24 protein-coding genes are annotated in these 22,259 nt (G+C 72.8%); 9 read left to right on the top strand and 15 right to left on the bottom strand.

Annotation, left to right across the window (positions count from 1 at the left end; genetic code table 11):
- Positions 1-58 precede the first annotated feature (58 nt).
- Both FHG89_RS12530 and FHG89_RS12525 read right to left on the bottom strand, forming a co-directional pair.
- Positions 59-412 carry a TraR/DksA family transcriptional regulator gene (locus FHG89_RS12530; protein WP_139584559.1) on the bottom strand — a complete coding sequence of 118 codons (354 nt, stop codon included), beginning with the start codon at positions 410-412 and terminating at the stop codon, positions 59-61.
- A 43-nt stretch (positions 413-455) separates the two neighbouring features.
- Positions 456-1,361, bottom strand: coding sequence for an ion transporter (locus FHG89_RS12525; RefSeq protein ID WP_139584558.1), 906 nt, complete (start codon positions 1,359-1,361; stop codon positions 456-458).
- A 137-nt stretch (positions 1,362-1,498) separates the two neighbouring features.
- Here FHG89_RS12525 and FHG89_RS12520 point away from each other — a divergent pair, with 137 nt between their 5' ends.
- Positions 1,499-2,074, top strand: a complete 576-nt coding sequence (locus tag FHG89_RS12520) for a DinB family protein (RefSeq protein WP_139584557.1) — start codon at positions 1,499-1,501, stop codon at positions 2,072-2,074.
- A gap of 56 nt (positions 2,075-2,130) precedes the next feature.
- Here the strand turns inward: FHG89_RS12520 and FHG89_RS12515 are convergent, their stop codons facing one another.
- Entirely contained in the window at positions 2,131-2,988 is an 858-nt protein-coding gene (locus tag FHG89_RS12515; protein ID WP_139584556.1) for an SDR family oxidoreductase, read from the bottom strand.
- Positions 2,989-3,085: 97 nt separating this feature from the next.
- On the opposite strand from FHG89_RS12515, the gene FHG89_RS12510 reads away from it, so the two are divergent.
- The gene (locus FHG89_RS12510; protein WP_139584596.1) at positions 3,086-3,472 is read left to right on the top strand and encodes a winged helix-turn-helix transcriptional regulator; all 387 of its coding nucleotides are present in this window, start codon (positions 3,086-3,088) and stop codon (positions 3,470-3,472) included.
- On the opposite strand, the gene FHG89_RS12505 is transcribed toward FHG89_RS12510, so the two are convergent.
- Positions 3,469-4,416, bottom strand: coding sequence for a DMT family transporter (locus FHG89_RS12505; RefSeq protein WP_139584555.1), 948 nt, complete (start codon positions 4,414-4,416; stop codon positions 3,469-3,471). The genes FHG89_RS12510 and FHG89_RS12505 overlap by 4 nt on opposite strands.
- On the opposite strand from FHG89_RS12505, the gene FHG89_RS12500 reads away from it, so the two are divergent.
- Positions 4,415-5,821 carry an aminotransferase-like domain-containing protein gene (locus tag FHG89_RS12500; protein ID WP_139584554.1) on the top strand — a complete coding sequence of 469 codons (1,407 nt, stop codon included), beginning with the start codon at positions 4,415-4,417 and terminating at the stop codon, positions 5,819-5,821. The two genes, FHG89_RS12505 and FHG89_RS12500, sit on opposite strands and share 2 nt — an antisense overlap.
- Here FHG89_RS12500 and FHG89_RS12495 read toward each other — a convergent pair.
- On the bottom strand, positions 5,818-6,459 hold the full coding sequence (locus FHG89_RS12495; RefSeq protein WP_139584553.1) for a DUF6624 domain-containing protein: 642 nt from the start codon (positions 6,457-6,459) through the stop codon (positions 5,818-5,820). The genes FHG89_RS12500 and FHG89_RS12495 overlap by 4 nt on opposite strands.
- 57 nt (positions 6,460-6,516) lie before the next feature.
- Positions 6,517-6,726 carry a hypothetical protein gene (locus FHG89_RS32920; RefSeq protein ID WP_167517398.1) on the bottom strand — a complete coding sequence of 70 codons (210 nt, stop codon included), beginning with the start codon at positions 6,724-6,726 and terminating at the stop codon, positions 6,517-6,519.
- 77 nt (positions 6,727-6,803) lie between these two features.
- On the opposite strand from FHG89_RS32920, the gene FHG89_RS12490 reads away from it, so the two are divergent.
- Complete coding sequence (locus FHG89_RS12490; protein ID WP_139584552.1) at positions 6,804-8,312, top strand: CehA/McbA family metallohydrolase domain-containing protein; 1,509 nt, start codon at positions 6,804-6,806, stop codon at positions 8,310-8,312.
- A 94-nt stretch (positions 8,313-8,406) separates the two neighbouring features.
- On the opposite strand, the gene FHG89_RS12485 is transcribed toward FHG89_RS12490, so the two are convergent.
- Positions 8,407-8,973 carry a MarR family winged helix-turn-helix transcriptional regulator gene (locus tag FHG89_RS12485; protein ID WP_244295395.1) on the bottom strand — a complete coding sequence of 189 codons (567 nt, stop codon included), beginning with the start codon at positions 8,971-8,973 and terminating at the stop codon, positions 8,407-8,409.
- Positions 8,974-9,075: 102 nt separating this feature from the next.
- Here FHG89_RS12485 and FHG89_RS12480 point away from each other — a divergent pair, with 102 nt between their 5' ends.
- Genes FHG89_RS12480 through FHG89_RS12470 form a run of 3 tightly spaced genes read left to right on the top strand, consistent with a single transcriptional unit; the run spans position 9,076 to position 12,540 of the window.
- Positions 9,076-10,641 (top strand): LLM class flavin-dependent oxidoreductase, encoded by a 1,566-nt coding sequence (locus tag FHG89_RS12480; RefSeq protein ID WP_139584550.1) that lies wholly within the window; start codon positions 9,076-9,078, stop codon positions 10,639-10,641.
- Positions 10,642-10,690: 49 nt separating this feature from the next.
- A complete protein-coding gene (locus tag FHG89_RS12475; RefSeq protein ID WP_139584549.1) occupies positions 10,691-11,287 on the top strand; it encodes an ArsR/SmtB family transcription factor in 597 nt (198 codons plus the stop codon).
- Positions 11,284-12,540: an MFS transporter gene (locus tag FHG89_RS12470; protein WP_139584548.1), complete on the top strand. Its 1,257-nt coding sequence runs from the start codon at positions 11,284-11,286 to the stop codon at positions 12,538-12,540. Before FHG89_RS12475 ends, FHG89_RS12470 begins: the two co-directional genes overlap by 4 nt.
- Positions 12,541-12,547: 7 nt before the next feature.
- Here FHG89_RS12470 and FHG89_RS12465 read toward each other — a convergent pair whose 3' ends face one another.
- Both FHG89_RS12465 and FHG89_RS12455 read right to left on the bottom strand, forming a co-directional pair.
- Positions 12,548-13,243 carry an alpha/beta fold hydrolase gene (locus FHG89_RS12465; protein ID WP_139584547.1) on the bottom strand — a complete coding sequence of 232 codons (696 nt, stop codon included), beginning with the start codon at positions 13,241-13,243 and terminating at the stop codon, positions 12,548-12,550.
- A 218-nt stretch (positions 13,244-13,461) separates the two neighbouring features.
- Entirely contained in the window at positions 13,462-13,872 is a 411-nt protein-coding gene (locus FHG89_RS12455; protein WP_139584546.1) for an MmcQ/YjbR family DNA-binding protein, read from the bottom strand.
- Between the two features lie 140 nt (positions 13,873-14,012).
- Between FHG89_RS12455 and FHG89_RS12450 the strand changes: the two genes are divergently transcribed.
- A complete protein-coding gene (locus FHG89_RS12450; protein WP_139584545.1) occupies positions 14,013-15,815 on the top strand; it encodes an acyl-CoA dehydrogenase in 1,803 nt (600 codons plus the stop codon).
- 16 nt (positions 15,816-15,831) lie between these two features.
- Here the strand turns inward: FHG89_RS12450 and FHG89_RS32915 are convergent, their stop codons facing one another.
- Positions 15,832-16,008, bottom strand: a complete 177-nt coding sequence (locus FHG89_RS32915; protein ID WP_167517397.1) for a hypothetical protein — start codon at positions 16,006-16,008, stop codon at positions 15,832-15,834.
- Between the two features lie 91 nt (positions 16,009-16,099).
- Positions 16,100-16,813, bottom strand: a complete 714-nt coding sequence (locus FHG89_RS12445) for a spermidine synthase (protein ID WP_139584544.1) — start codon at positions 16,811-16,813, stop codon at positions 16,100-16,102.
- Positions 16,814-16,940: 127 nt separating this feature from the next.
- Here FHG89_RS12445 and eccB point away from each other — a divergent pair, with 127 nt between their 5' ends.
- On the top strand, positions 16,941-18,326 hold the full coding sequence (gene eccB / locus FHG89_RS12440) for a type VII secretion protein EccB (RefSeq protein WP_139584543.1): 1,386 nt from the start codon (positions 16,941-16,943) through the stop codon (positions 18,324-18,326).
- 12 nt (positions 18,327-18,338) lie between these two features.
- Here the strand turns inward: eccB and FHG89_RS12435 are convergent, their stop codons facing one another.
- The 4 genes from FHG89_RS12435 to FHG89_RS12420 all read right to left on the bottom strand — a co-directional run bounded on the left by FHG89_RS12435 (position 18,339) and on the right by FHG89_RS12420 (position 22,231).
- A complete protein-coding gene (locus FHG89_RS12435) occupies positions 18,339-18,944 on the bottom strand; it encodes a class I SAM-dependent methyltransferase (RefSeq protein WP_139584542.1) in 606 nt (201 codons plus the stop codon).
- A gap of 73 nt (positions 18,945-19,017) precedes the next feature.
- Positions 19,018-19,884 (bottom strand): carbohydrate ABC transporter permease, encoded by an 867-nt coding sequence (locus tag FHG89_RS12430; RefSeq protein ID WP_139584541.1) that lies wholly within the window; start codon positions 19,882-19,884, stop codon positions 19,018-19,020.
- On the bottom strand, positions 19,884-20,840 hold the full coding sequence (locus FHG89_RS12425) for a carbohydrate ABC transporter permease (RefSeq protein ID WP_139584540.1): 957 nt from the start codon (positions 20,838-20,840) through the stop codon (positions 19,884-19,886). The genes FHG89_RS12430 and FHG89_RS12425 overlap by 1 nt, the downstream gene beginning before the upstream one ends.
- Entirely contained in the window at positions 20,837-22,231 is a 1,395-nt protein-coding gene (locus FHG89_RS12420; protein WP_139584539.1) for an ABC transporter substrate-binding protein, read from the bottom strand. Before FHG89_RS12420 ends, FHG89_RS12425 begins: the two co-directional genes overlap by 4 nt.
- Between the last annotated feature and the right edge of the window lie 28 nt (positions 22,232-22,259).

Raw genomic sequence — 22,259 nt, 5'->3', positions numbered from 1 at the left:
CGACGCGGGTCAGAGCGGCGGCTGCTGCGCCAGCTGACGTCCGCCCCGGGCGTCACGGTCACCGTCGGCTGGCGCAGGCCACGCAGGTACGGGCCGACGGGCGGGCGGCGAGCCGTTCGGCGGGAATGGGGCGGGAACACCGTTCGCACACGCCGTAGCTGCCCGCGTCGACCCGGCTCAGCGCCACGTCCAGTTCCGCCAGGCGTCGACGCGTCGCGTCCAGGACGGCGGTGAGCTGGGCCCGTTCGAACGCGATGGTGCTGCCCTCGGGGTCGTGCTCGTCGTCGGCGTTGGACGACCGGGACGCCTCGAAGAGGCTCCGCAGGTCGTCCTCCAACGCGGTGGCCTGGGTGGCCGTCTCGTCGCGTCGCCGGAGCAGGTCGGCACGGATGGCGCTGGCTTCGGGGTTCATGGCGCTTCAACGGTACGCCGGACGACCGGGACCCCGTGCGCACTCACCCTCGGGAGCGGATGTCCTCGCGATGGGGGCGGGCGTGCCCGTCCGCACGGTCGATCCGCAGTTCCCGTTCCAGCTCGGCGACGACCGCGCGCAGGTCGTCCAGCCGTTGGGTGAGCGCGATCCGGTCCACCTCGTCGGGTACGCCGTCACCGTCCTCGTCGTAGCCGGGGGCCAGCCGCTCGGTCATCTCCAGCCGGCGTGCCTCCTCCATCGAGTTGACGATGACCGCGATGAGAATGTTGAGCAGCAGGTTGACTGTGATGATCACGTAGCTGACGTAGTAGAGCAGCGTCCACGGCGACATGGCCAGGCCCTGCTCGATGAGGTCGGGCAGGGTCTCCAGCGAGAGCAGCACGAACAGCGTCAGCAGCGACCGACCGATGTCGCCGTACTCGTCGGGATAGCGGTCGCCGAAGATCAGCCAGCCGGCCATCCCGTACACGTAGAGCGTCACCACGGCCAGGGCCAGGAACCCGGTGACGCCCGGCAGACTGCGCCACAACGCCGACACGATGGTCCGCAGGCCCGGTGAGAACCGCACCAGCCGGACCATCCGGGCGACCCGGACCACCCGCAGCAGTGCCGAGTCACCGTGCAGGCCCGGAACGAAGATGGCCGCGATCACGAGGAAGTCGAAGACGTTCCAGCCGTGCCGGAAGAAGTCCTGCGGACGACGGCCGTACGCCGCCAGCCGGATGGCGATCTCGACGACGAAGACCGCCCGGAATAGCCATTCCAGCCCGTGCAGGGCCGCGTTCGCGGGGATCAGACCGTCGTACGTCTCCAGGCCGAGGACGGCGCCGTTGGCGAGGATGGCGACGACGATGACGATCTCGAAGGGGCGGGACCGGGCGAGCCGCGCGCAGGCGTCGGCCAGCGCGGGCCGGCGGTGCGGGGGCATGGCGACCAGCCTAGCCAAGATCAAGGACGCCCGGCGAGCGGGAATGAGCGCGGGCTGGCGGTGCGGGGACCTGGGTACGGCCGGGTCGTCGACCATCCGGGGCCGCGCCGAAGGCCGCCGCATGCCATCGTGGCGCGATGAAGGCGGACCTGCACACGTACCTGAAGGGCGGCCGCGAGGCGCTGCTGTGGAAGCTCGACGGGCTCAGCGAATACGACGTTCGGCGCCCGCTGACACCGACCGCCACCAACCTGCTCGGTCTGGTGAAACACTGCGCGGCCGTGGAGGTCGGCTACTTCGGCGTCGTGTTCGGCCGGCCGTTCGCGCAGGAGCTGCCGTACGTCGGCGACGCGGCGGAGGCCAACGCCGACATGTGGGCGAGGCCGGATGAGGCCCGCGAGGAGATCATCGACCTGTACCGTCGCGCGACGGCACACGCCGACACCACCATCGAGGCCCTCGGGTTGGATGACGTGGGCCGGGTGCCGTGGTGGGGCGACGAGGCGGTGACGTTGCACCAGGTGCTGGTCCACGTCGTCGTGGACACGCAGCGGCACGCCGGCCACGCCGACATCGTGCGGGAGCTCATCGACGGCGCGGCCGGCCTGCTGCCCGGGAACGACAATCTGCCCGCTGTCGACGAATCAGGGTGGCTCGACCACCGCCAGCGGGTGGAGCGGGCTGCCGTCGAGGCCGGCAGGCGCGGGGATTAGCGTTCCCGGGCCGGCGACGAAGGCGTACACCGTCGCCCGGACGAGGTCGCGGCCGGTCAGCCCCGCGCGGCCCGGATGGCGTCGCGCAGCGGGGTGCTCGGTCGCCCGATCAGCCGGCTGAGGTCGTCGCTGTCGGTCGCCAGCTCGCCGAGCGCGATCGAGTGGTCGAGCGCGGCGACGAACCCGGCGGTGCCGGCGTCCAGTCCGACAGTCTGCAGGGTGTCGGCCAGGTCGGTGGCCGACATGTCCCGGTGTACGACAGTGGTGCTGGTGACCTCGGTGACGGCCTCGGCCAGTTCGTCGAAGGTGAACGCGGTTCCGCCCAGCTCGTAGACGGCGTTGCCGTCCTCGTCACGGGTCAGCGCCGCGGCCGCGGCGGCCGCGTAGTCGGCCCGGGTCGCGGCGGAGACCCGGCCGCCGCCGGTGGCGCCGAGGATGGCGCCGGTCTGGAGGTACTGCGGTAGCTGGTCGGTGTAGTTCTCGGTGTACCAGCTGTTGCGCAGCACCGTGTACGGCAGGCCCGACGCGGCGAGGACCGCCTCGGTGGCCTTGTGCTCCGGTGCCAGGGGGTTCGTCGTCGTGTCGGCCTTGAGGATGCTGGTGTAGACGACGCGCTCGACGCCGGCGAGCTTGGCTGCGTCGATGACCGCGGTGTGCTGGGCGACGCGCTGCCCGGGGGTGTCGCCGGAGATGAGCAGCAGGCGGCGTACGCCGGCCACGGCGCCGGGCAGGGTCAACGGGTCGTCGTAGTTGGCCTGTCGGATCTCGACGCCGCGCGCGGCCAGGTCGGCGGCCTTGTCGGTGTCGCGGACCACGGCGGCGATCTCGGTGGCGGGCACACCGGTGTCGAGCAGGCGCTCGATCACCAGGCGACCCAGTCGGCCGGTGGCGCCGGTGACGGCATAGGTGGGCATGGGAACCTCCGGAGTAGCGGTGATGATCTGTAAGCACTTACGAATCTACAGCACAAGCCTTCGTGTAAGCGTCGGGTAGGCTGGTGAGGTGAACGACATGCCGGCCCACGACCCGGCGGGGCCTACCCAGGAACTCGTCAGCGATGTCTTCGCGCGGGGCTGCACCTCGCGCGCCGCCTTCGAGGACGTGACCTCGAAGTGGGCCTCGCTCGCGCTGCTCGCCCTCGGCGAGGGTCGGTACCGGTTCAACGCGTTGCGCCGCCGCATCGACGGGGTCAGCGAACGGATGCTCTCGCAGACTCTCCAGACGCTCGAACGCGACGGGATGCTCACCCGCGAGGTGCTCACCGCGATCCCGCCGCGCGTGGAATACTCGCTGACGCCCCTCGGTGCCCGCGTCGCCGAGCAGTTGCGCGGCCTCGCGGACCTGCTGGAAGCCTCGGTGCCCGAATTGCAGACGGCCCGCGAGCGCGAGCGGGGCTAACGCACGCCCGACCTCTCCCGTCGCACCGCCGGCGTCGACCGCCGGGTGCGCTGGATCAACACGACGCACGCCAGCACCACCACGGCCGCCACGACCGAGGTCGGGGTGACGGTCTCACCGAGCAGCAGCGCCGACCACCCGAGGGTGAGCACGGGCTGCGCGAGCTGGACCTGACCGACCTGCGCGATGCCGCCCCGGGCCAGGCCCGCGTACCAGGCGAAGAAGCCCAGGAACATCGAGACGACTGTGAGGTAGCCGAACGCCGACCAGCCGACGGCGTCGGCGTGCGGCCGGTCGGCCAGCGCGGCGACGACAGTCACGGGCACGGTGACGGGCAGCGACAGCAGCAGCGCCCAGCAGATCGTCCGGGCGCCACCCAGATCGCGGGCGAGCGCGCCGCCCTCGGCGTAGCCCAGGCCGCAGAGCACGATCGCCGCGAGCAGGAACGCGTCGGGCAGGGTGATCGTGCCGCGTACCGCGCCGCTGGCGGCGAGGAAGACCAGCACCGCCAGCAGGCCGCCGGCGCTCGCGATCCAGAACAGCGGCGGCGGGCGTTCACCGGCGCGCAGCACCGCGAACACGGCGGTCATCGCGGGCAGCGCGGCGATGACCACCGCGCCGTGCGCCGAGGTCTGGGTGAGCAGCGCCAGCGAGGTGAACAGCGGGAAACCGACGACGACGCCCAGGGCGACGACCGCCAGCCGCCGCCACTGGCCGCGCGAGGGCCGTGGCGCGCCTGTGAGACGCAGGTACGCCCAGGCCAGCAGTCCCGCGCCGACCGCCCGCCCGAACGCGACGAACCACGGATCGAGTTGCTGGACGGCCAGGCGGGTCGCGGGCAGGGAGAGGCTGAACCCGAGCACGCCCAGCGCGCCGAGGGCGAGGCCGCCGGCCCGGCGCGTTGTTATCGTGCTGGCGGAAGTAGCGCTACTATCATCCTTCATGGAAGACGGTAACGCAGCCGCCCGCGTTATCCAAGATCTGCGCGTGCTGGTGGCTGACGCGGGTCCGGGCGCCCGACTGCCCTCGGTCCGGGAGTTGACCGCCCGGCACCAGGCCTCACCGGTCACCGTCGCCGAGGCCATCCGGCGGTTGGTGGCCGAAGGGCTGATCGAGGCGCGGCCCGGCAGAGGCACCTTCGTGGCCGCGGCGGCGGACGAGCGGCGCGTACCCGACCTGTCCTGGCAGACCGTCGCGCTCGGGCCCCGCCCGTCCGGCGAGAGCGAGATGCAGGCGCTGCTGGCGCTACCGCGCGACGGCGCCATCGCGTTGTCCGGCGGCTACCTGGACGCGGACCTGCAGCCGGCCGCCGCGTTGGGCGCCGCCCTCAGCCGCGCCGCCCGCCAGCCCGCGACCTGGCAGCGCGGGCCGGTCGAGGGACGCGAGGACCTGCGCGCCTGGTTCGCCCGCGAGGCCGGGAACGGGCTGCGGGCCGAGGACATGGTGATCTGCCCCGGCGGGCAGGCCGCGCTGTCCTCGGCGGTGCGGGCGCTCACCACCCCCGGCGACGCCCTGCTCGTCGAGTCCCCGACCTACCTGGGCGCGCTGGCCGTCGCACGGGCCGCCGGACTCCGGGTGGTGCCCGTGCCGGCGGACGCCGACGGGGTACGCCCCGACCACCTCGCCGCCGCGTTCGCCCGCACCGGTGCGCGGCTGTTCTACTGCCAGCCGCTGTACGCCAACCCGCACGGCGCGACGCTCGCGGCTGATCGCCGGGCCCGGGTCACCGACGCGGTACGCGACGCCGGCGCGTTCCTGATCGAGGACGACTATGCCCGCGACCTCACCATCGACGGTCCGGCCCCGCCACCGCTGGCTGCCGAAGACCCCGACGGCCACGTCATCTACCTGCGTTCGTTGACCAAGTCGACCGCGCCCGGGCTGCGCGTCGCGGCGATCGGCGCCCGCGGGCCGGCAGGCGCCCGGTTGCGCGGGGCACGGCTGCTCGACGACTTCTTCGTTGCCGGCCCACTGCAACAGGCGGCGTTGGAGTTCCTCACCTCCCCGGCGTGGTCGCGGCACCGTCGGACCCTCGCCACGTCACTCCGGACGCGCCGCGAGTCGTTGGTGGCCGCGCTGCGGCGACACCTGCCCAGCCTCTGTCCTCGGTCGGTCCCGCGTGGCGGCCTGCACCTGTGGATCCGCCTGCCCGACGGCGTCGACGACGTGGCGGTGGCCGCCGCCGCTGCCGCCGAGGGCGTCATCGTCTTTCCGGGTCGCCCCTGGTACGCCGCCGAACCACCGGCGCCGCACCTGCGCCTCACCTACGCCGCCGCCGCGCCCGACCTCATGGACGAGGCCGTCCGCCGCCTCGCCCGCGCTCTGCGCGGAGAACGGGCACCTGTCTAGTTGGTGTCCTGGGCGCAGATCGTGGTCATCTCGGCCAGGTAGCTCGCCAGCGTGGGCAGGCCGGCCTCGGCACGGCGTCGTTCGACATCGGCCTCGTCCCTGATCGGGGTGGCCGGGGCGGGGCCGGCGGGTCCACATCGGATCTGCGTCCCGTACTCCTGGGGCTCGCCCCTGCCGGTCGCGACCCGGTCGTGGAGGTAGGCGAGGTTGCCCGGCGATGCCTGGCCGGCGGCGACGGCCGCGCGTAGCAGGCCCAGCGCCTCCTGCTGGAAGGCGGGATCCAGGTCGGAGTGTTGGGCGATGGCCCAGGCGGCGTTGCCGCCGTCCTCGCCGACCAGGGCGAAGGTCGGCCAGCCGTGGGCCCGGATGATGTCCTTCAGCCGGGCGGTGCGCGCCTGGTCGGACTCGGTCTGCGGGGTGCCCTCGCGGTCGGCCTGGTCGCGTTCCAACATCGCGATCAATTCGTCGTGCAGCGCCTCGTCGAACGCGACGGGGGAGGCTGACGCGCTGGACGGGGCCGGGGAAGTCGTCGGTGCGGTGCCGCCCGTCGGCGGGCCGGCGGGCTCGGGCGCGGTGTCGCACGCGGCGAGGATCAGCAGGCCCACCAGCGCCAGCGCGACCCGCGAGGGGAGCTTCACGGGGCCGATTGTCGCCGGTGCGGGGCAGCGTCACAAGGCGTGTCCCGGGTCGCCGCGTCAGGCGTTGGGCGTCTCGCGGGGCGGTACGCGAGTCGCGGTCAGATCCGGCCGCAGCGAGCTGGTCCTTCCGGTCACCGGCCGGGCCGGGCTGCCCAGCGTCGCCGTCGCGCCGTCGGTGGTCACCGCGCCGGCCGAGCAGTCGTCGGCCCGGACGGCGCCGGACAACCGGCAGGTGCCCTGAATCAGTTCATCGTGGCCCCGCGCCACGTACAACGCCTGTTCACCACCCTCTCCGAGGCTTCTTGATCGAAAGAGCATCCGCTTGATCGAGGAGAGGCTCTCAGGTGAGAGACAAGCAATCCGAACAGGCCGAGCACGCGCAGCTGTCGCGGCGGAAGCTGGTCAAGTACGCCGGCGTCGGCGCCACGCTCGCCGCCGCCAGCCCTCTGGTGGGCGCCGGCGCGGCGTGGGCCGACGAGGAGCGCGGGCCCGGCGACGCAACGAGCGACCGGGGCGCCGCGAAGAACCGGTCGTGGCGTGCGGGTGACCACCACGTCCACTCCGAGTACAGCGGAGAGTTCGACACGACGAAGAGCCCGGTCGTCTTCCACAAGGGCGCGGACGCCGTCTACCCGATCGTCACGAACGCCATCATGGCCAAGAACTTCGGCCTGAGCTGGGCCATGTGCACCGACCACGGTGGACCGACGCACTCCAAGGTGAACATCGAGCAGGCGTACCCCGACCTGCTGCGCTCGCGCAAGCTGGTCCCCGAGGTGCTCCAGTTCTGGGGCATGGAGTTCGACGCGCCGTCGCTGGACCACCACACGCTGATGATCCCGCGCCACGACGACGAGGCGAAGCAGCTCTTCGAGTTGGAGAGCCGGTTCGCCAAGTACGACGCGTTCCCCACCGACCCGGCCCGCGACACCGAGGCCAGGATGGTGGAGTTCCTCAAGGTCGCGCGGGGGATGCCGCACCAGCCGCTGGTCATCGCCCACCACACGTCCCGCTCCGCGCCCGGCCTCGGCGTGTACGGCCAGGACACGCCCCGCGAGTTCCGCAACGGCAACAACGCCGCGCCGGACGTCTACATCGGCTTCGAGGGCGCGCCCGGGCACCAGGCCGGCCCGCTCAACGGCGGCAAGCGCGGCGGGTACGGCAACCACCCCACCTACGGCGGCTTCGACCAGATGACCGCGCGGGTCGGTGGCCTCTGGGACTCGCTGCTCGGTGAGGGCCGCCGCTGGTGGATCACCGCGACGTCGGACTCGCACGTGCACTGGACGCGCGGCGGCTCGGACTTCTGGCCGGGGGAGTACAGCAAGACCTACGTACACGCCCGTCAGGACTACGGCGACATCATGGACGGTCTGCGCAACGGCCGGATCTGGGTGACCACCGGTGACCTGATCCGCGGCCTCGACGTGACCGCCAGGTCGCAGGGGAAGACGGCAGAGGTGGGCGAGACCATCACGGTCAGCCGCCGCAGCCGTACCGACGTCGAGATCGAGATCCGGTTCCGCCCGCTGGGCGGTGTGAACGCCAACGGGGACCGCCCCGAGGTCCGCCGGGTCGACCTGATCGTCGGTCAGATCACCGGGCCGAGCGCCAACCTGGACGCCGACACCAACCCCACCACCGGTGTGGTGGCCCGGTTCGGCCCGCGCGACTGGCGTCGACAGGGCGACGAGTACGTCATCCGGCACACCCTGCGCGACGTCGAGGCCGACACGTACGCGCGGGTGCGCGGCACCAGCACCGACGAGGCCGAGCCGCTCGCCGACGGGCTGGAGAGCCCGTGGGACGACCTGTGGTTCTACTCGAACCCGGTCTTCGTGCACGTGCGCTGACGCAGCGGCACAGCGGGTCCGCCGAAGCCGCTCGACGCACCACGGTCGGGCGGCGCCGGCGGACCCGTACCGTTCCCGCCGCTGTCGGCGGTGGTCAGGACGTGCCCGGGCGACGTCCGGCCCGGCGCCCGCCGGTCGGCGGATCGGTCGGGTCCGGCTCTGGCCGCACCTGCTCGACCACCTCGCAGAGGTCCCGCAGCGGGTCGGTCGCCTGGGTCGAGCAGGCGACGCGTTGCAGCAGGGCCCGCAGCGTCGCCGACTCGGCCGGCGTGAGCGCCCCCAGCAGATGTGACTCGACCTGTCGCAGCGCTCGCCGTCGCTGCTCCCAGGCCGCCCGGCCGGCGTCGGTGACGTCCACCAGCCGGCTGCGCCGGTCGGCCGGGTCCGCCCGTCGGGCGACGAACCCGGGACGCTCCAGGTCGTCGATCAGGTACGTGAGCACTGTGCGGTCGATGCCGAGCTCCTCGGCGATCGCGCCCTGGTTGCGGGCCGGCCCGTTGACCGCGGCGGTGAGCACCTGGTAGCCGCGCGGGCCGCCGGGGAAGTCGGCCAGGGCGTGCTCGGCCGCCTTGACGTGGCCCCGGAACACGATCCCGAGCATCCAGCCCAGGTCGTCGTCGAGCGGATCGGGCCGGTCCGGCCGGTCGGTGGCACCCGTCATGGGACGACAATAGCGCAGCACGGCATACCTTGTTGGCAGTAGATGTTCTGTCTGGCATAAGGTTGAGCGCATGACGCATTGCGCGGAACGGGAGGCTCGCAGATGAGCGACTACGGCCACGAGGTGATCTTCGGCTCGTTCACCACGCCCGGCAACGACGACCCGGACCGCACCGTCGGTCTCGCCGTCCTCGCCGAGCAGGTCGGACTCGACCTCGTGACCTTCCAGGACCACCCGTATCAGCCCCGGTTCCTCGACACCTGGACACTGCTGAGCTTCGTGGCGGCCCGCACCAACCGGGTGCACCTGTCGGCGAACGTCACGAACCTGCCACTGCGCCCACCGGCGGTGCTCGCCCGCGGCGTCGCCAGCCTCGACCTGCTCACCGGCGGCCGGGTCGCCCTGGGTCTCGGCGCGGGGGCGTTCTGGGACGCCATCGAGGCGATGGGCGGTCGACGGCTGACCGCCGGGGAGGGCGTACGGGCGCTGGAGGAGGCCATCGAGGTCATCCGGCAGATCTGGGACGCCGAGGCGCGCGGTGGCGTCCGGGTCGACGGCGAGTTCCACCGGGTGGTCGGCGCCAAGCGCGGCCCGGCCCCCGCCCACGCGGTGCCGATCTGGCTGGGCGCGTACAAGCCGCGCATGCTGGCGCTCACCGGCCGCCGGGCCGACGGGTGGCTGCCCAGCCTGGGCTACCTCCAGCCCGGTGACCTGACCAGGGGCAACGCCATCATCGACGACGCCGCGCGGGAAGCGGGCCGCTCGCCCCGGGACGTGCGCCGGCTGCTCAACATCTCCGGCACGTTCTCGACAGTCGGACGCGGACCGCTGAACGGCCCCGCCGAGCAGTGGGCGCGGGAACTGGCCGAACTGGCGCTTGGCGACGGCATCGGCACGTTCATCCTGGCCAGCGACGACCCCGACGACCTGCGCCGGTTCGCCGGCGAGGTGGCGCCCGCCGTCCGCGAGCTGGTGGCCGCCGAGCGCAACCGGGGGGCCGGGCCGGCCGTGGTGCCACCGGTGGCCGTCGCGCCTGCGGCGCCCGCGGCCCGGGCGAGGGTGACGGCCGGCGCCTTCGCCGTGGTGCCGACCCCCGACGACGGCCGGCGGCTCAGTGACCGCCAGGTGTGGGACGAGTCGGCCCGCCCGACCGGGCCGGCGCCCGACCCGACGCGCACCTACACCGCGCACGAGCAGGCGACCGGTCAGCACCTGGTGCAGGTGCACGACGGACTGCGGGGCGAGCTGGCCCAGATCCACGACCTCATCGAGCAGGTCGCGGCCGGTGAGATCGACGCCGGTGCCGCCCGCTCCCAGATCAACACGATGACCATGCGGCAGAACCGGTGGACGCTCGGCGCCTACTGCGAGTCGTACTGCCGCATCGTCACCACCCACCACACCATCGAGGACCAGGCGCTCTTTCCGCGGCTGCGGCAGGCCGACCCCCGCCTCCGTCCGGTCATCGACCGGCTGGAGCAGGAGCACCACGTCATCCACGACGTGCTGGAGGGGGTCGATCGCGCCCTGGTCGCGTACGTCGGAGCGCCGGACGGCCTGGCCGAGCTGCGCGAGGCGGTGAACCTGCTGACCGACGCCCTGCTGTCGCACCTCAGCTACGAGGAGCGCGAGCTGGTCGAACCGTTGGCCCGGTTGGGGGTGAGCTGACCGCGCCGGGGGGTTGCGCCGGGATAACCTGAGAGACTACTTTCGAAACATGTCTCTCAAGAACCCGTACGGGGATTTCGAGATCACCGAGCCGCAGGCGCTGCGGGCACTGGCCCATCCGGTCCGGCTCGCCATCCTCGACCGGCTCCAGCGGCACGGCCCGGCCACCGCCACCGGGCTCTCGCCGCACGTCGGCGCCACCCCGTCGGTGGTCAGCTGGCACCTGCGGCACCTCGCCACATTCGGCCTGGTCACCGACGCCGAGGGCACCGCCAGCAAGCGGGAACGCTGGTGGCAGGCAGCGGCCCGGGGCTTCCGCTTCGCCCTGCCCGACGACGCCGAGGGGCAGGCCGCCGGACGACAGCTGCGCGGCGAGATGTTCGCCAGGTACGCCGAGACGCCGCAGCAGTGGTTGCTGCACGAGGAACCCCGGCTGGACGGCGAGTGGCGAGGGCTGGCCGGGGTCGCCGACACGCGGTTCGTCGCCACCCCCGACGAGCTGCGGGACGTGGAGAGCGCCATCGAGGAGCTGCTCGCCCCGTACGTGCGGCGCAAGGACGACGAGACGCCACCGGACGGCGCGCGGACCGTGCGGATGCTGCGCTACCTGCTGCCCGAACCCGGCGACGACACGTCCACGTCATGACCACCGTCGACACGGCGCCCCCGCCCGCCCTGCACCGCGACCGGCGGTTCCGCACCTTCTGGATCGGCGAGACGATCTCGCAGTTCGGCGACCGGATCAGCGAACTCGCGCTGCCGTTGATCGCCGTCTCCCTGCTCACCGCGACGCCCCTGCAGGTCAGCGTCCTCACCGCGCTGATCTGGCTGCCCAACCTGCTGGGCCTGTTCCTGGGTGCGTGGGTGGACCAGCGCACCCACAAACGGCGACTCCTGATCATCGCGGACCTGATCCGCGCGGCCGTGCTGTTCAGCCTGCCGGTGGCCTACCTGTTCGACGCGATCACCCTCACCCAGCTCTACCTGGTGGCGTTGCTCACCGGTGCCGGAGCGGTGCTGTTCGCCCTGGGACACCAGGCGTTCTTCGTCGCCCTGGTGCCCCGGTCGGCGTACGTGGACGCGAACAGCAAGCTGAGCATGAGCCGGTCGCTGTCCTTCATCGCCGGCCCGGCCGTGGGCGGCGGGCTGGTCCAGGCGCTCAGCGCGCCGGTGGCGATCGTCGTCGACGCGGTGTCCTTCCTCGGCTCCGCGCTGCTGCTGCGCCGCATCCCGGTGACCGAGGCGCCCCCGCCGCCGCGCCGGACGTCCACGCTCGGCATGGTCCGCGAAGGGCTGGTGCTGGTGCTGCGCCACCCGGTGCTGCGCGCCGCGCTCGGTTGCACCAGCACGGTCAACTTCTTCACCTTCATCGCCTCCGCCCTGCTGGTGCTGTACGCAAGCCGTGACCTCGGCCTGTCGGCCGGCGCCATCGGGCTGGCCTTCGGCACCGGGGCGCTCGGCGGGTTGGCGGGTGCGGCGCTGACCCCCCGCATCGCACGGGCCATCGGGCTGGGCCGCACCACGATGATCGGCGTGGTGCTGTTTTCGGCACCGCTGGCGCTGACCGCTCTGGTCACCGGCCCCACCTGGGCGAAGATCTCCATGCTGGCGGCCATCGAGCTGGTCTCCAGCTTCGGAGTGATGCTGATGGACATCAACCTCAACGCCCTGCTGGCCGCGGTCACGCCCGACGACGCGCGCGGCCGCCGGGCCGGCGCGTACAGCGCCGTCAACTACGGCATCCGGCCGCTGGGCGCGCTGGTCGGCGGCGTGCTGGGCACCGCCGTCGGGTTGCGGCCGGCCCTGGTCGTCGCCGGGCTGGGCGGCACGCTCGCCGTGCTCTGGCTGCTCGCCTCGCCGGTGCGCCGCATCGCCAGCCTCGACGAGGCGGCGCACTGACCGCCGGTCAGCCGGCCGCCTCCAGCAGCAACCGCGCCAGCTCGGTGGGCTGGGAGAACATCGGCCAGTGGCCGGTGTCCATCGTGACCAGACGCCAGTGCTCACTGGCCAGCAGGCCGGCGACCGTGTCGTTGGGCTCCGGGCCGTCGAGCAGACACTTGATGTACGTCGCGGGCACCTCGCCCAGCGGCCGGTCGAGCACGGCCGGCTCGGTCAGCGTCGCCCCCGGGTGCGGGGTGACGCCCTCGACCAGCCGGGCGACCTGCTCGTCGGTGAGCCCCTGGCCGTCGAACTCGGCCGCTGCCGGCGGCGGCCAGACACCGCCGTTGTCGGCGATCAGCGCCTCGAACACCGCCCGGCCCTGCCACCAGCCGGACGCGAACGACCCGCCGTCGACAGGCACCTCCGCGTCGACGAAGACCACCCGGGTCAGCCGGTCGCCGATCCGCTCGGCGGCCTGCCCCACCGGGATGCCCGAGTAGCTGTGCCCGACCAGCACCACATCGCGCAGGTCGCGCCGCTCGATCTCACCGACGACGTCCCGCACGTGGGTCTGCTGCCCGGCGGGCACATCCCGCCTCTCGGCGAGGCCGGAGAGGGTCAGCGGATGGGTGCCGTGCCCGGCCGCGCGCAGCGGCGGCACCACCTCATCCCACGCCCACGAGCCCAGCCACGCCCCCGCCACCAACACGAAATCAGCCATAGCCCGGGACCCTAGCGCCGACCTGTGACAGCCCGGCAGCTCAGGACCAGGTGCGGGCCTGCGCCGCGAAGACCTCCGGCGGGCTCTCCACCGGCAGCACGCACAGCAGGTGGCCACCGGGCGCCCGCAGGATCCGGCATTCCAGCCACCGCGTCACCTCGGCCGCGCCCAGCCCGACCCCGCAGGGTGGTCAACCCCCGCGAAACGGCCGCGGGCTCTCACGCCGGGCGGTCGACCAGGGCGGCGAGCCGTTTGGGCGCCAGCACGCAGTAGCTCTCGGTGAGCAGCTCGCCGACCTCGTCCCAGTCGGTGTCGTCGGCCAGGACCATGCCCATCACGTTCGGGCCCCAGTCCGGCTTGTAGAACGGGTGCCCGCAACCCAGGAGACCGGCGATCTCGTCGAGCGGCGAGCGGAAGACCAGCAGGCAGGCCGGACGGTCGAGCGCGGCGGCGCGCGCGTGCACCGCCTGCCGGGCCGGGTCGACGGTGAGCACGTGGGCGAAGGTGCGTCTGCGGATCCGCCAGCGCACGCCCACCCAGGCCGGCTCCTCGTACGTCTCCGGCAGCCCGCGGCAGATCGGACGCAGCCGGTCGAGGATCTCGGGGTCGACGTCTCCGGGCGCGCTCACGGGCAGGACCCTAGTGAACGGGTACGACACGTCCCCGAGTCACCGGCGGTGGTGTGCGCCCGGTCGATCCGCCAGTATGGGCCGGGGCGACGTCGGGCCGCCGCCCGCGCCGCCCCGCCCCGTGCCCGCCGAGGAGTACCATGTCGTCCACCCTGCTCTCCCGCCGTGACCTGGATTTCCTGCTGTACGACTGGCTGCGGGTGGCCCACCTCGTCGAGCGTCCCCGCTACGCCGAGCACTCCCGGGAGACGTTCGACGACGCGCTGGACCTCGCCGAGCGGGTGGCCACCGAGCAGTTCGCGCCGCACAACCGGGCGGCCGACCTCACCGAACCCACCTTCGACGGGCAGCGGGTGCGGCTCATCCCGCAGATCCGGGCGGCACTGGACAGCTTCGCCGACGCCGGCCTGCTCACCGCCGGGCTGGACGAGTCGGTCGGCGGCCTGCAACTGCCGCACGCCGTCGCCGCCGCCTGCTTCGCCTGGTTCCAGGCCGCCAACGTGGCCACCTCCGCGTACCCGATGCTCACCCTCGGCAACGCCAACCTGCTGCTGACGTACGGCAGCGCCGACCAGGTGGACACCTACGTCCGGCCCATGCTGGACGGCCGGTTCTTCGGCACCATGTGCCTGTCGGAGCCGCACGCGGGCAGTTCACTTGCCGACATCACCACCCGTGCCGAGCCGCAGGACGACGGCACGTACCGGCTCTTCGGCACCAAGATGTGGATCTCCGGCGGTGACCACGAGCTGGCCGAGAACATCGTCCATCTGGTGCTGGCCCGGATTCCCGGCGGGCCACCCGGAGTCAAGGGGATCTCGCTGTTCATCGTGCCCAAGGTGCTCGTCGGCGCAAACGGGTCGCTCGGCGAGCGCAACGACGTGGTGCTGGCCGGGCTCAACCACAAGATGGGCTTCCGGGGCACCACCAACACCCTGCTCAGCTTCGGCGACGGCCAGCACAGCCCGGACGGCCGGCCCGGGGCGGTGGGCCACCTCGTCGGCACCCCGCACCAGGGGCTGGCGCAGATGTTCCACATGATGAACGAGGCCCGGATCGGCGTGGGGGCCGGCGCGACCGCCCTGGGCTACACCGGCTACCTCAAGAGCCTCGCGTACGCCCGGGAACGGCCGCAGGGCCGGCCGGTCGGCGCCAAGGACCCGGCCGCGCCGCAGGTGCCGATCATCGACCACCCCGACGTACGACGGATGCTGCTGGCGCAGAAGAGCTACGTGGAGGGGGCCCTGGCGCTGGTGCTCTACTGCGCGCGGCTGCTCGACGAGGAGAGGACCGCCCCGGCGGACGCCGACCGTGAGCGGGCGCACCTGCTGCTGGAGGTCCTGACCCCGATCACCAAGAGCTGGCCGTCGCAGTGGTGTCTGGCCGCCAACGACCTGGCGATCCAGGTGCTCGGCGGTGCCGGCTACACCCGCGACCACGACGTGGAGCAGCACTACCGGGACAACCGGCTCAACCCGATCCACGAGGGGACCCACGGCATCCAGGCGCTGGACCTGCTCGGGCGCAAGATGACCATGCGCGACGGCGCGGGCCTGTCGCTGCTGACCGAGACGATCAGGGACACCGTCGCCCGGGGCCGTCAGGCCGGTGGGGAGCCCGCCGAGCTGGCCGACCGGCTCGCCGACGCGGTGGACCGGGTGGTCGCGGTGACGCGCCGGCTGTGGGCCGACGGTGACCCGGTGCTCGCGCTGGCCAACGCCAGCGTCTACCTGGAGGCCGTCGGGCACGTGGTGGTGGCGTGGATGTGGTTGGAGCAGGTGCTGGCGCTGCCGTCGGCGGACGGGGGCGACGCGTTCCACGCCGGCAAGCGGCAGGCCGCGCGCTACTTCCTCACCGTGGAGCTGCCCCGCACCGGCCCGCAGTTCGACCTGCTGGAGAGCCGGGACCGCACGGTCCTGGACATGCGTACGGAGTGGTTCTGAGTCGACCCGCGCGCCCTCAGCGCCGGCGGCTCTGGTGATGCATCGCCTGCCGTCCCTTGACGACGCCCAGCACGATCACCACGACGAGCGCGATCAGCCCGATGATGATCAGCCAGCGGACCGCTTCGAGGATCAGCCCGAGCAGGATCAGCACACCGGCGACCACGCCGACGACCCAGAGCATGGCACGCATCTCGACCTCCCGTGACGGGCCGCCGCGCGACGCGACGACCCCGGGACTCAACCTTCCCGCCCCCGCCGACCCCAAACCCGCTCGCGCGGGGTCAGGGTTGGGCCACGTAGACGGTGTTGGCGGACTGGCCACCCGTGAGGGGGTTGGCGAACGGAACGACGTGCGCCCGCGTGGTCGTGAACACCTCGCCGAGGGTCGCGGTGAACGCGGCGTCCGGCGGGTCGTCCGACCACAGCGCGAAGACCCCCTCCGGGCGCAGGAGCGCGGCCAGCCGGCGGAGCCCCTGCGGCGTGTAGAAGGCGGCGTGGCTGGGGTGCAGCACGTTGCGCGGGGAGTGGTCGACGTCGAGCAGCACGGCGTCGAACCGCCGGCCGGGCTCGTCGGCGTCGAAGCCGGTGTCTCCGGCGACCGCCGCGAAGAAGTCGGCCTGGACGAACCGGGTTCGCGGGTCCTCCGCGAGCCCCGCGGTGAACGGCAACAGCCCGCGCCGGTGCCAGTCGATGACGTCCTCGATCGCCTCGACCACCAGCAGCGACCGGACTCGCGGGTCGTCCAGCGCGGCCTTGGCCGTGTAACCGAGCCCGAGGCCGCCGACCACCACGTCCAACGCGTCGCCGGTCAGCGCGGCGAGGCCCAGCCGGGCCAGCTCGATCTCCGCGACCGGGAAGAGGCTGGACATCAGGTACTCGTCGTCGAGCTTGACCTCGTACACCTCGACCTGGAGTGCCGGGTCGAGACGCCGACGCAGGCTGATCTCGCCGATCGGAGTCTCCCGCCAGGCCAGCTCTTCGAAACGCGCGCCCACGATGCCCTCTCGCCGCCGGATTCGTCCCCGGATGGTACCCGTCGGGGCCGCGGCGGCCACGCAGGGTCCACGGGACATCGACGCACCGCATATCCTGTGCCCGGCCGATCCAGTGGGAAGGGACCTGATGCCGTCGCGGCAGGACCAGCTGCACTCCTACCAGTTCAGCGTCCAGCGGGCGGTCGCCGCCCTGGTCATGCGGGAGACCGACCCCGCGCAGTCGCCGTTTCGACGACTGGCGGGCGCCGGCCTGGCCAGCGTCCTGGTCGCGGCGATCGGGCTGGGCGGCTCGGCGCTGTACGGTCTGTTCGCCGGCGGCGGCAAGGGGTGGCGTGACCCGGGCGCGGTCATCGTCGAGAAGGAGTCCGGCGCCCGGTTCGTCTACCGCGAGCAGAAGCTGCACCCGGTGCTCAACTACGCCTCGGCGTTGCTGATCGTCGGCGCGGACACCTCGAAGACCGTGCTCGTCTCCAGGCGTTCGATCGACGGCGTGCCGCGCGGGCTGCCGCTGGGCATCGCCGACGCACCGGACTCGCTGCCCGCCGCGGGCCGCCTGGCGACGACGGGGTGGACGGTCTGCTCGGCGGTCCCGGCCGGTGCGGCCGGCGAGGGGCCCCGCTCCGCGTTGCTGATCGGCGCCGAGCCCGGCGGTGGGCGGCCGCTGGGCGACGACGCGCTGCTGCTGCGCCACCCTGACGGCGGGCTGCACCTGGTCTGGCACCAGCGGCGCTATCTGGTCCGCGACGCCAACCGGGTGCTGGCGGCCCTGGCCACCACCCGTACCCGCGCGGTGCCGGTGGCGCCCGCCCTGCTCAACGCCCTGCCCGCCGGTGTCGACCTGGCGCCGCTCGACCTGCCCGACCTGGGCCGGCCCAGCACCGGCGTGCCGGGCGCCACCGTCGGCCAGGTCTACCTCGTGCGCAACTCCGGCGGCGGTCGGCAGTACGCGGTGGCGCTCGACGCCGGGTTGGCGGGGATCACCGAGTTGCAGGCCGGCCTGCTGCTGGCCACCACCGCGCAGGGCGAGCCGGCGCCCATGACGCTCGGGCAGTTCGCCGCGCTGCCCACGGTGCCCGACCTGACCCCGAGCGGCCCGACGGCCCCACCACCGGTCCCGCCCCGGCTCGCCGCCGCCGACGGCGCGGGCCTCTGCACGCGCGTCGGCGACGACGGCGGGGTGGGCGAGGTGCGCTGGGGCGTACCGCTGCCGGACCTGGCGGCCGTGCCCCGGACCGCGCCGGCCGGCGGCGCGGTCCTGGCCGACCATGTGGTGGTGGAGCCGGGCCGTGGCGCGGTGGTCGAGGCCGCGGCGGCGCCCGGCGCGTCCGGCGGCACGGTGTCCGTGGTCACCGACCTGGGCCGGCGGTACGTGGTGGCCGATCGCGGTGTCCTCGCGATGCTCGGCTACCGCGATGTACGTCCGGTGCGGCTGCCGGCCGGCCTGGTGAGCCTGGTGCCGGCCGGCGCGACCCTGGACCCGGCCGCGGCGCGGGTCGTCGCCGCCCCCGGGTGAAAAGGCGCGGCGTCAGTCGGCCGGGCGGCGCAGGACGCTTACCGCGAAGTCCGCGTCGTCGCGCCACGGCCGCAGGTCCCAGGTGGCGAAGCGGTGTTCCAGGCGCAGGCCGGCGGCGACCGCGTCGGCGTCGAACGCGGTAAGCGGATAGCCGCGTTCGGTGCCGAAGCCGACCGCCAGAACGCCGTCCGGGCGCAGGTGCCCGGCCAGCCGGCGCAGCACCTCCGGCTCGGTGCCGACCGCGACGAACGCGAGGACGTTGCCGGCGAGCACGGCGGCGTCGAACGGCTCCGCCTCGCCCAGCGCCGGCAGGTCCAACTCGGCCAGGTCGGCGACGAGCCAGCGCGGGCCGGGGTGGTCGGCGCGGGCGGCCTGCACCAGCGCCGGATCGGCGTCCACGCCGACCACTGTGTGGCCGCGCTGGGCCAGCGCGGAGCCGACCCGGCCGGTGCCGCTGCCGGCGTCGAGGATGCGCGACCCGGGTGCGACGAGAGTGTCCACCAGGCGGGCCTCGCCAGCCAGGTCCGCGCCCTCGGCGGCGAGCTTGCGGAAGCGGTCGATGTACCACTGCGAGTGCTCGGGACCGGTGTCGGTCGCCCAGCGGGTCGGGTTGGCCATACGGTCACGGTAGCCGGGCCGGCGGGGGCGCGACGGGCGGCCCGGGGAGCCGGCCCGGCTACCGGTGGGTCGGTCAGCCCTTCTCCGCGCCGCTGGTCAGCCCTTCGGTGAGCAGCCGTTCGCTGGCGAAGAAGAGGATCACGATGGGCAGGGTGAGGACGACCGATCCGGCCATCAGCACCGTCTTGGGCACCTCCACCCCGTCGGCGAGCAGGGACAGCCCCAGGGACACTGTCCACCTGTCGGGTTTGTCGACCAGGAACAGCAGGGCGAAGAGGAACTCGTTCCAGGCGATCATGAAGTCGTACAGCGCGACCGCCATGATCGACGGCATGGCCAGGGGCAGGCTGACCCGACGGATGATGCCGAGCCGACCGGCCCCGTCGATGGCGGCGGACTCCTCCAGACTGACCGGGATGGTCTCGAAGTAGTTCTTCAGCATGTAGACCGAGACCGGCAGGGTCTGCGAGATGTAGACCAGGACCAGCCCGAACAGCGAACCGCGCAGACCGGCCCGGGTGAAGACCACGAACAGCGGGATCGCGATGACGATCGACGGGAACAGGTAGACCGCCAGGAACAGGAAGTCCACCTGTCGCCGGCCGAAGAACCGCAGGCGGGCCACCGCGTACGCGCCGGGGATCGCCACCACGAGGGTGAGCACTGTCGCGGCGACGGCCACCAGGCCGCTGTTGCGGATGAAGGTGAGGAACCCCTGGCCGCCGTCGGCGGTGGCCTTGAGCACCTCGGCGTACGTGGCGACGGTCAGCTCACCGAAGCCGACCACCAGCGCCCCGGGGTCGAGCAGCAGCCGCTCGATGGGGCGCACCGACAGGACCAGCATGTAGTAGAAGGGGAAGACGGTGACCACCAGGAACACGGCGATCACCAGGCGGCGCAGCCAGCGCAGGCTCACCGTCTCGACGGCGTCGCGGTCCATCAGCCCACCCTCCGTCCGAAGAAACGCAGGTAGATCAGCACGAACACGATGAGGACGACGGCCAGGACGACCGCCTGCGCGGCGGCGGCGCCGATGTCGGTACGCGCGGTGAGAAAGTCGTACACCCGGACGCTTACCACCTCGGTGCCGGCCGAGCCGCCGGTGAGCAGGTAGACGTCGTCGAACTTGTTGAACGTCATGATGAAGCGCAGCACCCCCAGCAGGGCGATCACCGGGAGCAGTTGCGGCAGCAGGATGTGCCGGAACCGCTGGGTGGGGGTGGCGCCGTCCACCCGGGCGGCCTCCTCCAGCTCGCCGGGCACCGCCTGGAGCCGGGCCAGCAGGAACAGGAACGCGAACGGGAAGTACCGCCACGCCTCGAAGGCGATCACCGTGGCCAGGGCTGTCGACTCCTGGCTGAGGAACGGCACCGGGGCGTCCCAGCCGAGCAGCCGTTGACCCCAGTGGTTGACGATGCCGAGCTGCGGGTCGAGCATCACCTGCCAGACGAACGTCACCGCGACCACCGGCGCCACGTACGGCAGCAGCATGGACGCCCGGACCAGGGTGCGGCCCCGGAACGGCCGGCGGACGACCAGGGCGGCGACGAGGCCGAGCACTATCGACCCGACGGTGCCGCCGAGGCTGTAGATCAGCGTGACCCACAGCGTGTCGGCGAAGCCGGGGGTGTGCAGCACCCGGTCGATGTTGTCCATGGTGAACTCGCCGAACAGGCCGGTCTTGCGCAGCGTGGCGAGCCGGACCCGCTGGAAGGCGAGCACCACGGTCCACACGATCGGGATGCCGATGACGGCGATGGTGACGAGCAGGGTGGGTGCGACGAGCGCGAGTCCGGCACGGGATTCGCGGCGGCGCAGGGTCAGTGGCCGGCGCCGTGGGGGCGCCGGCCGCTCCCGGGTGGGGGAGCGGCCGGGGCCGGGCGCGGTGGTGGTCAATTGACGCCCGACTTGATGGCGTCGACGTCCTTCTTGGCGCGGTTGGCGGTGGCCGCCGGGTCGGACTTGCCGGCGATGAGGTCGCCCAGCACCTTGGGCACCGGCAGTTCGCCGAGCATGGCGCCGACCAGCTTGCCCTGGCCCTGGGTGAGCCCCCACCGCCCGAAGGTGTCCGGGCTGCGGCGCAGGGTGGCGAGCACCTCGTCGCCGTACACGTCGGCGAGGGGCTTCTTGGCGTCCACGCCGGCCTGGCTGGTGTTCCAGGCGGTGAGGTACGCCTCCGGCTCGGCAGGGGTGCCCTTGCGCACCGGGAAGCGGCCCTCGGGTGACATGCCGAACCAGCGCGGGTAGCCGTCGCTGAGCATGTACTCCACGAAGGACTTCGCCGGGTCGGCCGCCGCGCCGTCCAGCACGGCCCACGAGCTGATCTCGCCGTACTGGGCCGGTTCGGTGCCGTTCGGTCCCTTGATCGCGGTGACGAACCCGCTGTTCTTCGCGAGGAACGTCGGGTCGGCCTGGCACTGCGGGCAGGTCGGCTTGGCGTCGTTGCGCAGCCCGGCCAGCTCGTCGAGGATGAACGGCGACCAGATCACCATGGCCGCCTTGCCGGCGAAGTAGGTGGCCCTGGTGGTGTCCACGTCCTGCGCGCCCTTGATGGAGCTGGTGCGGATCAGGTCGCCGTAGAAGCGGAACGCCTCGACGCACTGGGGCGAGTCCAGGGTGACCGTGCCGGAGTCGTCGGTGAGCTGGCAGCCGTTGGCCAGCGCCAGGTGCTCGAAGGTCTGCTGGGTGAACACGTCGCTGGGGGCGGTTGCCGCGGTGATCCCGGCGACGCCGCCGGTGTTCAGTTTCGCCGCGGCGTCGGTGATCCGCTCGTACGTGTCGGGGGCGGGCAGGCCGGCGGCGGCGAACAGGTCCTTTCGGTAGACGAGCAGCTGCCCCCACCCGTCGCTGGGTACGGCGAGTTGCGTGCCGTCGTCGGAGGTGAGCTCCAGCGCCCGGGGGGAGAACGTCTGCCGGCCCAGCTTGTCGACGACCTCCGCGTTCGCCGAGGCGTGCAGCAGCTCGTTGCCGGCGAGCGTGCGGATGCCGGCCAGGGAGACGGAGCCGACCACGTCGGGCAGGTCGCCGGCGGCCGCGTTTGCGGCGATCAGCGAGGGGAACTGGTCCTCGTTGACGGTGACCAGGTCGACCTGGATCCCGGTCTTGGCGGTGAAGTCGGCGATGATCGACTTGGTGGCGGTGACCCGGTCGGCGACGTCCTCCAGGCTCCAGACGGTGATCTTTCTGCTGTTGCTGTCGGATCCGTCGTCTCCGCAGGCCAGCAGGGTGGACGCGGTCAGTGCCAGGATCAGGGTGGTGGCGAGTATCCGCCTCGGAGGTGCTGACATCGGTGGCACTCCTCTCGAAGGGTACATA

It is taken from the genome of Micromonospora orduensis, from assembly GCF_006228125.1.
Classification (GTDB): Bacteria; Actinomycetota; Actinomycetes; order Mycobacteriales; family Micromonosporaceae; genus Micromonospora; species Micromonospora orduensis.
The sequence above is the reverse complement of the archived record's forward strand: the minus strand, read 5'-3'. Positions and strand labels throughout refer to the sequence as shown.

Bases quoted from the DNA above. Each gene is read 5' to 3' on its own strand.
- FHG89_RS12530 (WP_139584559.1), bottom strand. From the start codon at position 412: ATGAACCCCGAAGCCAGCGCCATCCGTGCCGACCTGCTCCGGCGACGC.
- FHG89_RS12525 (WP_139584558.1), bottom strand. From the start codon at position 1,361: ATGCCCCCGCACCGCCGGCCCGCGCTGGCCGACGCCTGCGCGCGGCTC.
- FHG89_RS12520 (WP_139584557.1), top strand. From the start codon at position 1,499: ATGAAGGCGGACCTGCACACGTACCTGAAGGGCGGCCGCGAGGCGCTG.
- FHG89_RS12515 (WP_139584556.1), bottom strand. From the start codon at position 2,988: ATGCCCACCTATGCCGTCACCGGCGCCACCGGCCGACTGGGTCGCCTG.
- FHG89_RS12510 (WP_139584596.1), top strand. From the start codon at position 3,086: ATGCCGGCCCACGACCCGGCGGGGCCTACCCAGGAACTCGTCAGCGAT.
- FHG89_RS12500 (WP_139584554.1), top strand. From the start codon at position 4,415: ATGGAAGACGGTAACGCAGCCGCCCGCGTTATCCAAGATCTGCGCGTG.
- FHG89_RS12505 (WP_139584555.1), bottom strand. From the start codon at position 4,416: ATGAAGGATGATAGTAGCGCTACTTCCGCCAGCACGATAACAACGCGC.
- FHG89_RS12485 (WP_244295395.1), bottom strand. From the start codon at position 8,973: ATGACGGGTGCCACCGACCGGCCGGACCGGCCCGATCCGCTCGACGAC.
- FHG89_RS12480 (WP_139584550.1), top strand. From the start codon at position 9,076: ATGAGCGACTACGGCCACGAGGTGATCTTCGGCTCGTTCACCACGCCC.
- FHG89_RS12475 (WP_139584549.1), top strand. From the start codon at position 10,691: ATGTCTCTCAAGAACCCGTACGGGGATTTCGAGATCACCGAGCCGCAG.
- FHG89_RS12470 (WP_139584548.1), top strand. From the start codon at position 11,284: ATGACCACCGTCGACACGGCGCCCCCGCCCGCCCTGCACCGCGACCGG.
- FHG89_RS12465 (WP_139584547.1), bottom strand. From the start codon at position 13,243: ATGGCTGATTTCGTGTTGGTGGCGGGGGCGTGGCTGGGCTCGTGGGCG.
- FHG89_RS12450 (WP_139584545.1), top strand. From the start codon at position 14,013: ATGTCGTCCACCCTGCTCTCCCGCCGTGACCTGGATTTCCTGCTGTAC.
- FHG89_RS32915 (WP_167517397.1), bottom strand. From the start codon at position 16,008: ATGCGTGCCATGCTCTGGGTCGTCGGCGTGGTCGCCGGTGTGCTGATC.
- eccB (WP_139584543.1), top strand. From the start codon at position 16,941: ATGCCGTCGCGGCAGGACCAGCTGCACTCCTACCAGTTCAGCGTCCAG.
- FHG89_RS12435 (WP_139584542.1), bottom strand. From the start codon at position 18,944: ATGGCCAACCCGACCCGCTGGGCGACCGACACCGGTCCCGAGCACTCG.
- FHG89_RS12430 (WP_139584541.1), bottom strand. From the start codon at position 19,884: ATGGACCGCGACGCCGTCGAGACGGTGAGCCTGCGCTGGCTGCGCCGC.
- FHG89_RS12420 (WP_139584539.1), bottom strand. From the start codon at position 22,231: ATGTCAGCACCTCCGAGGCGGATACTCGCCACCACCCTGATCCTGGCA.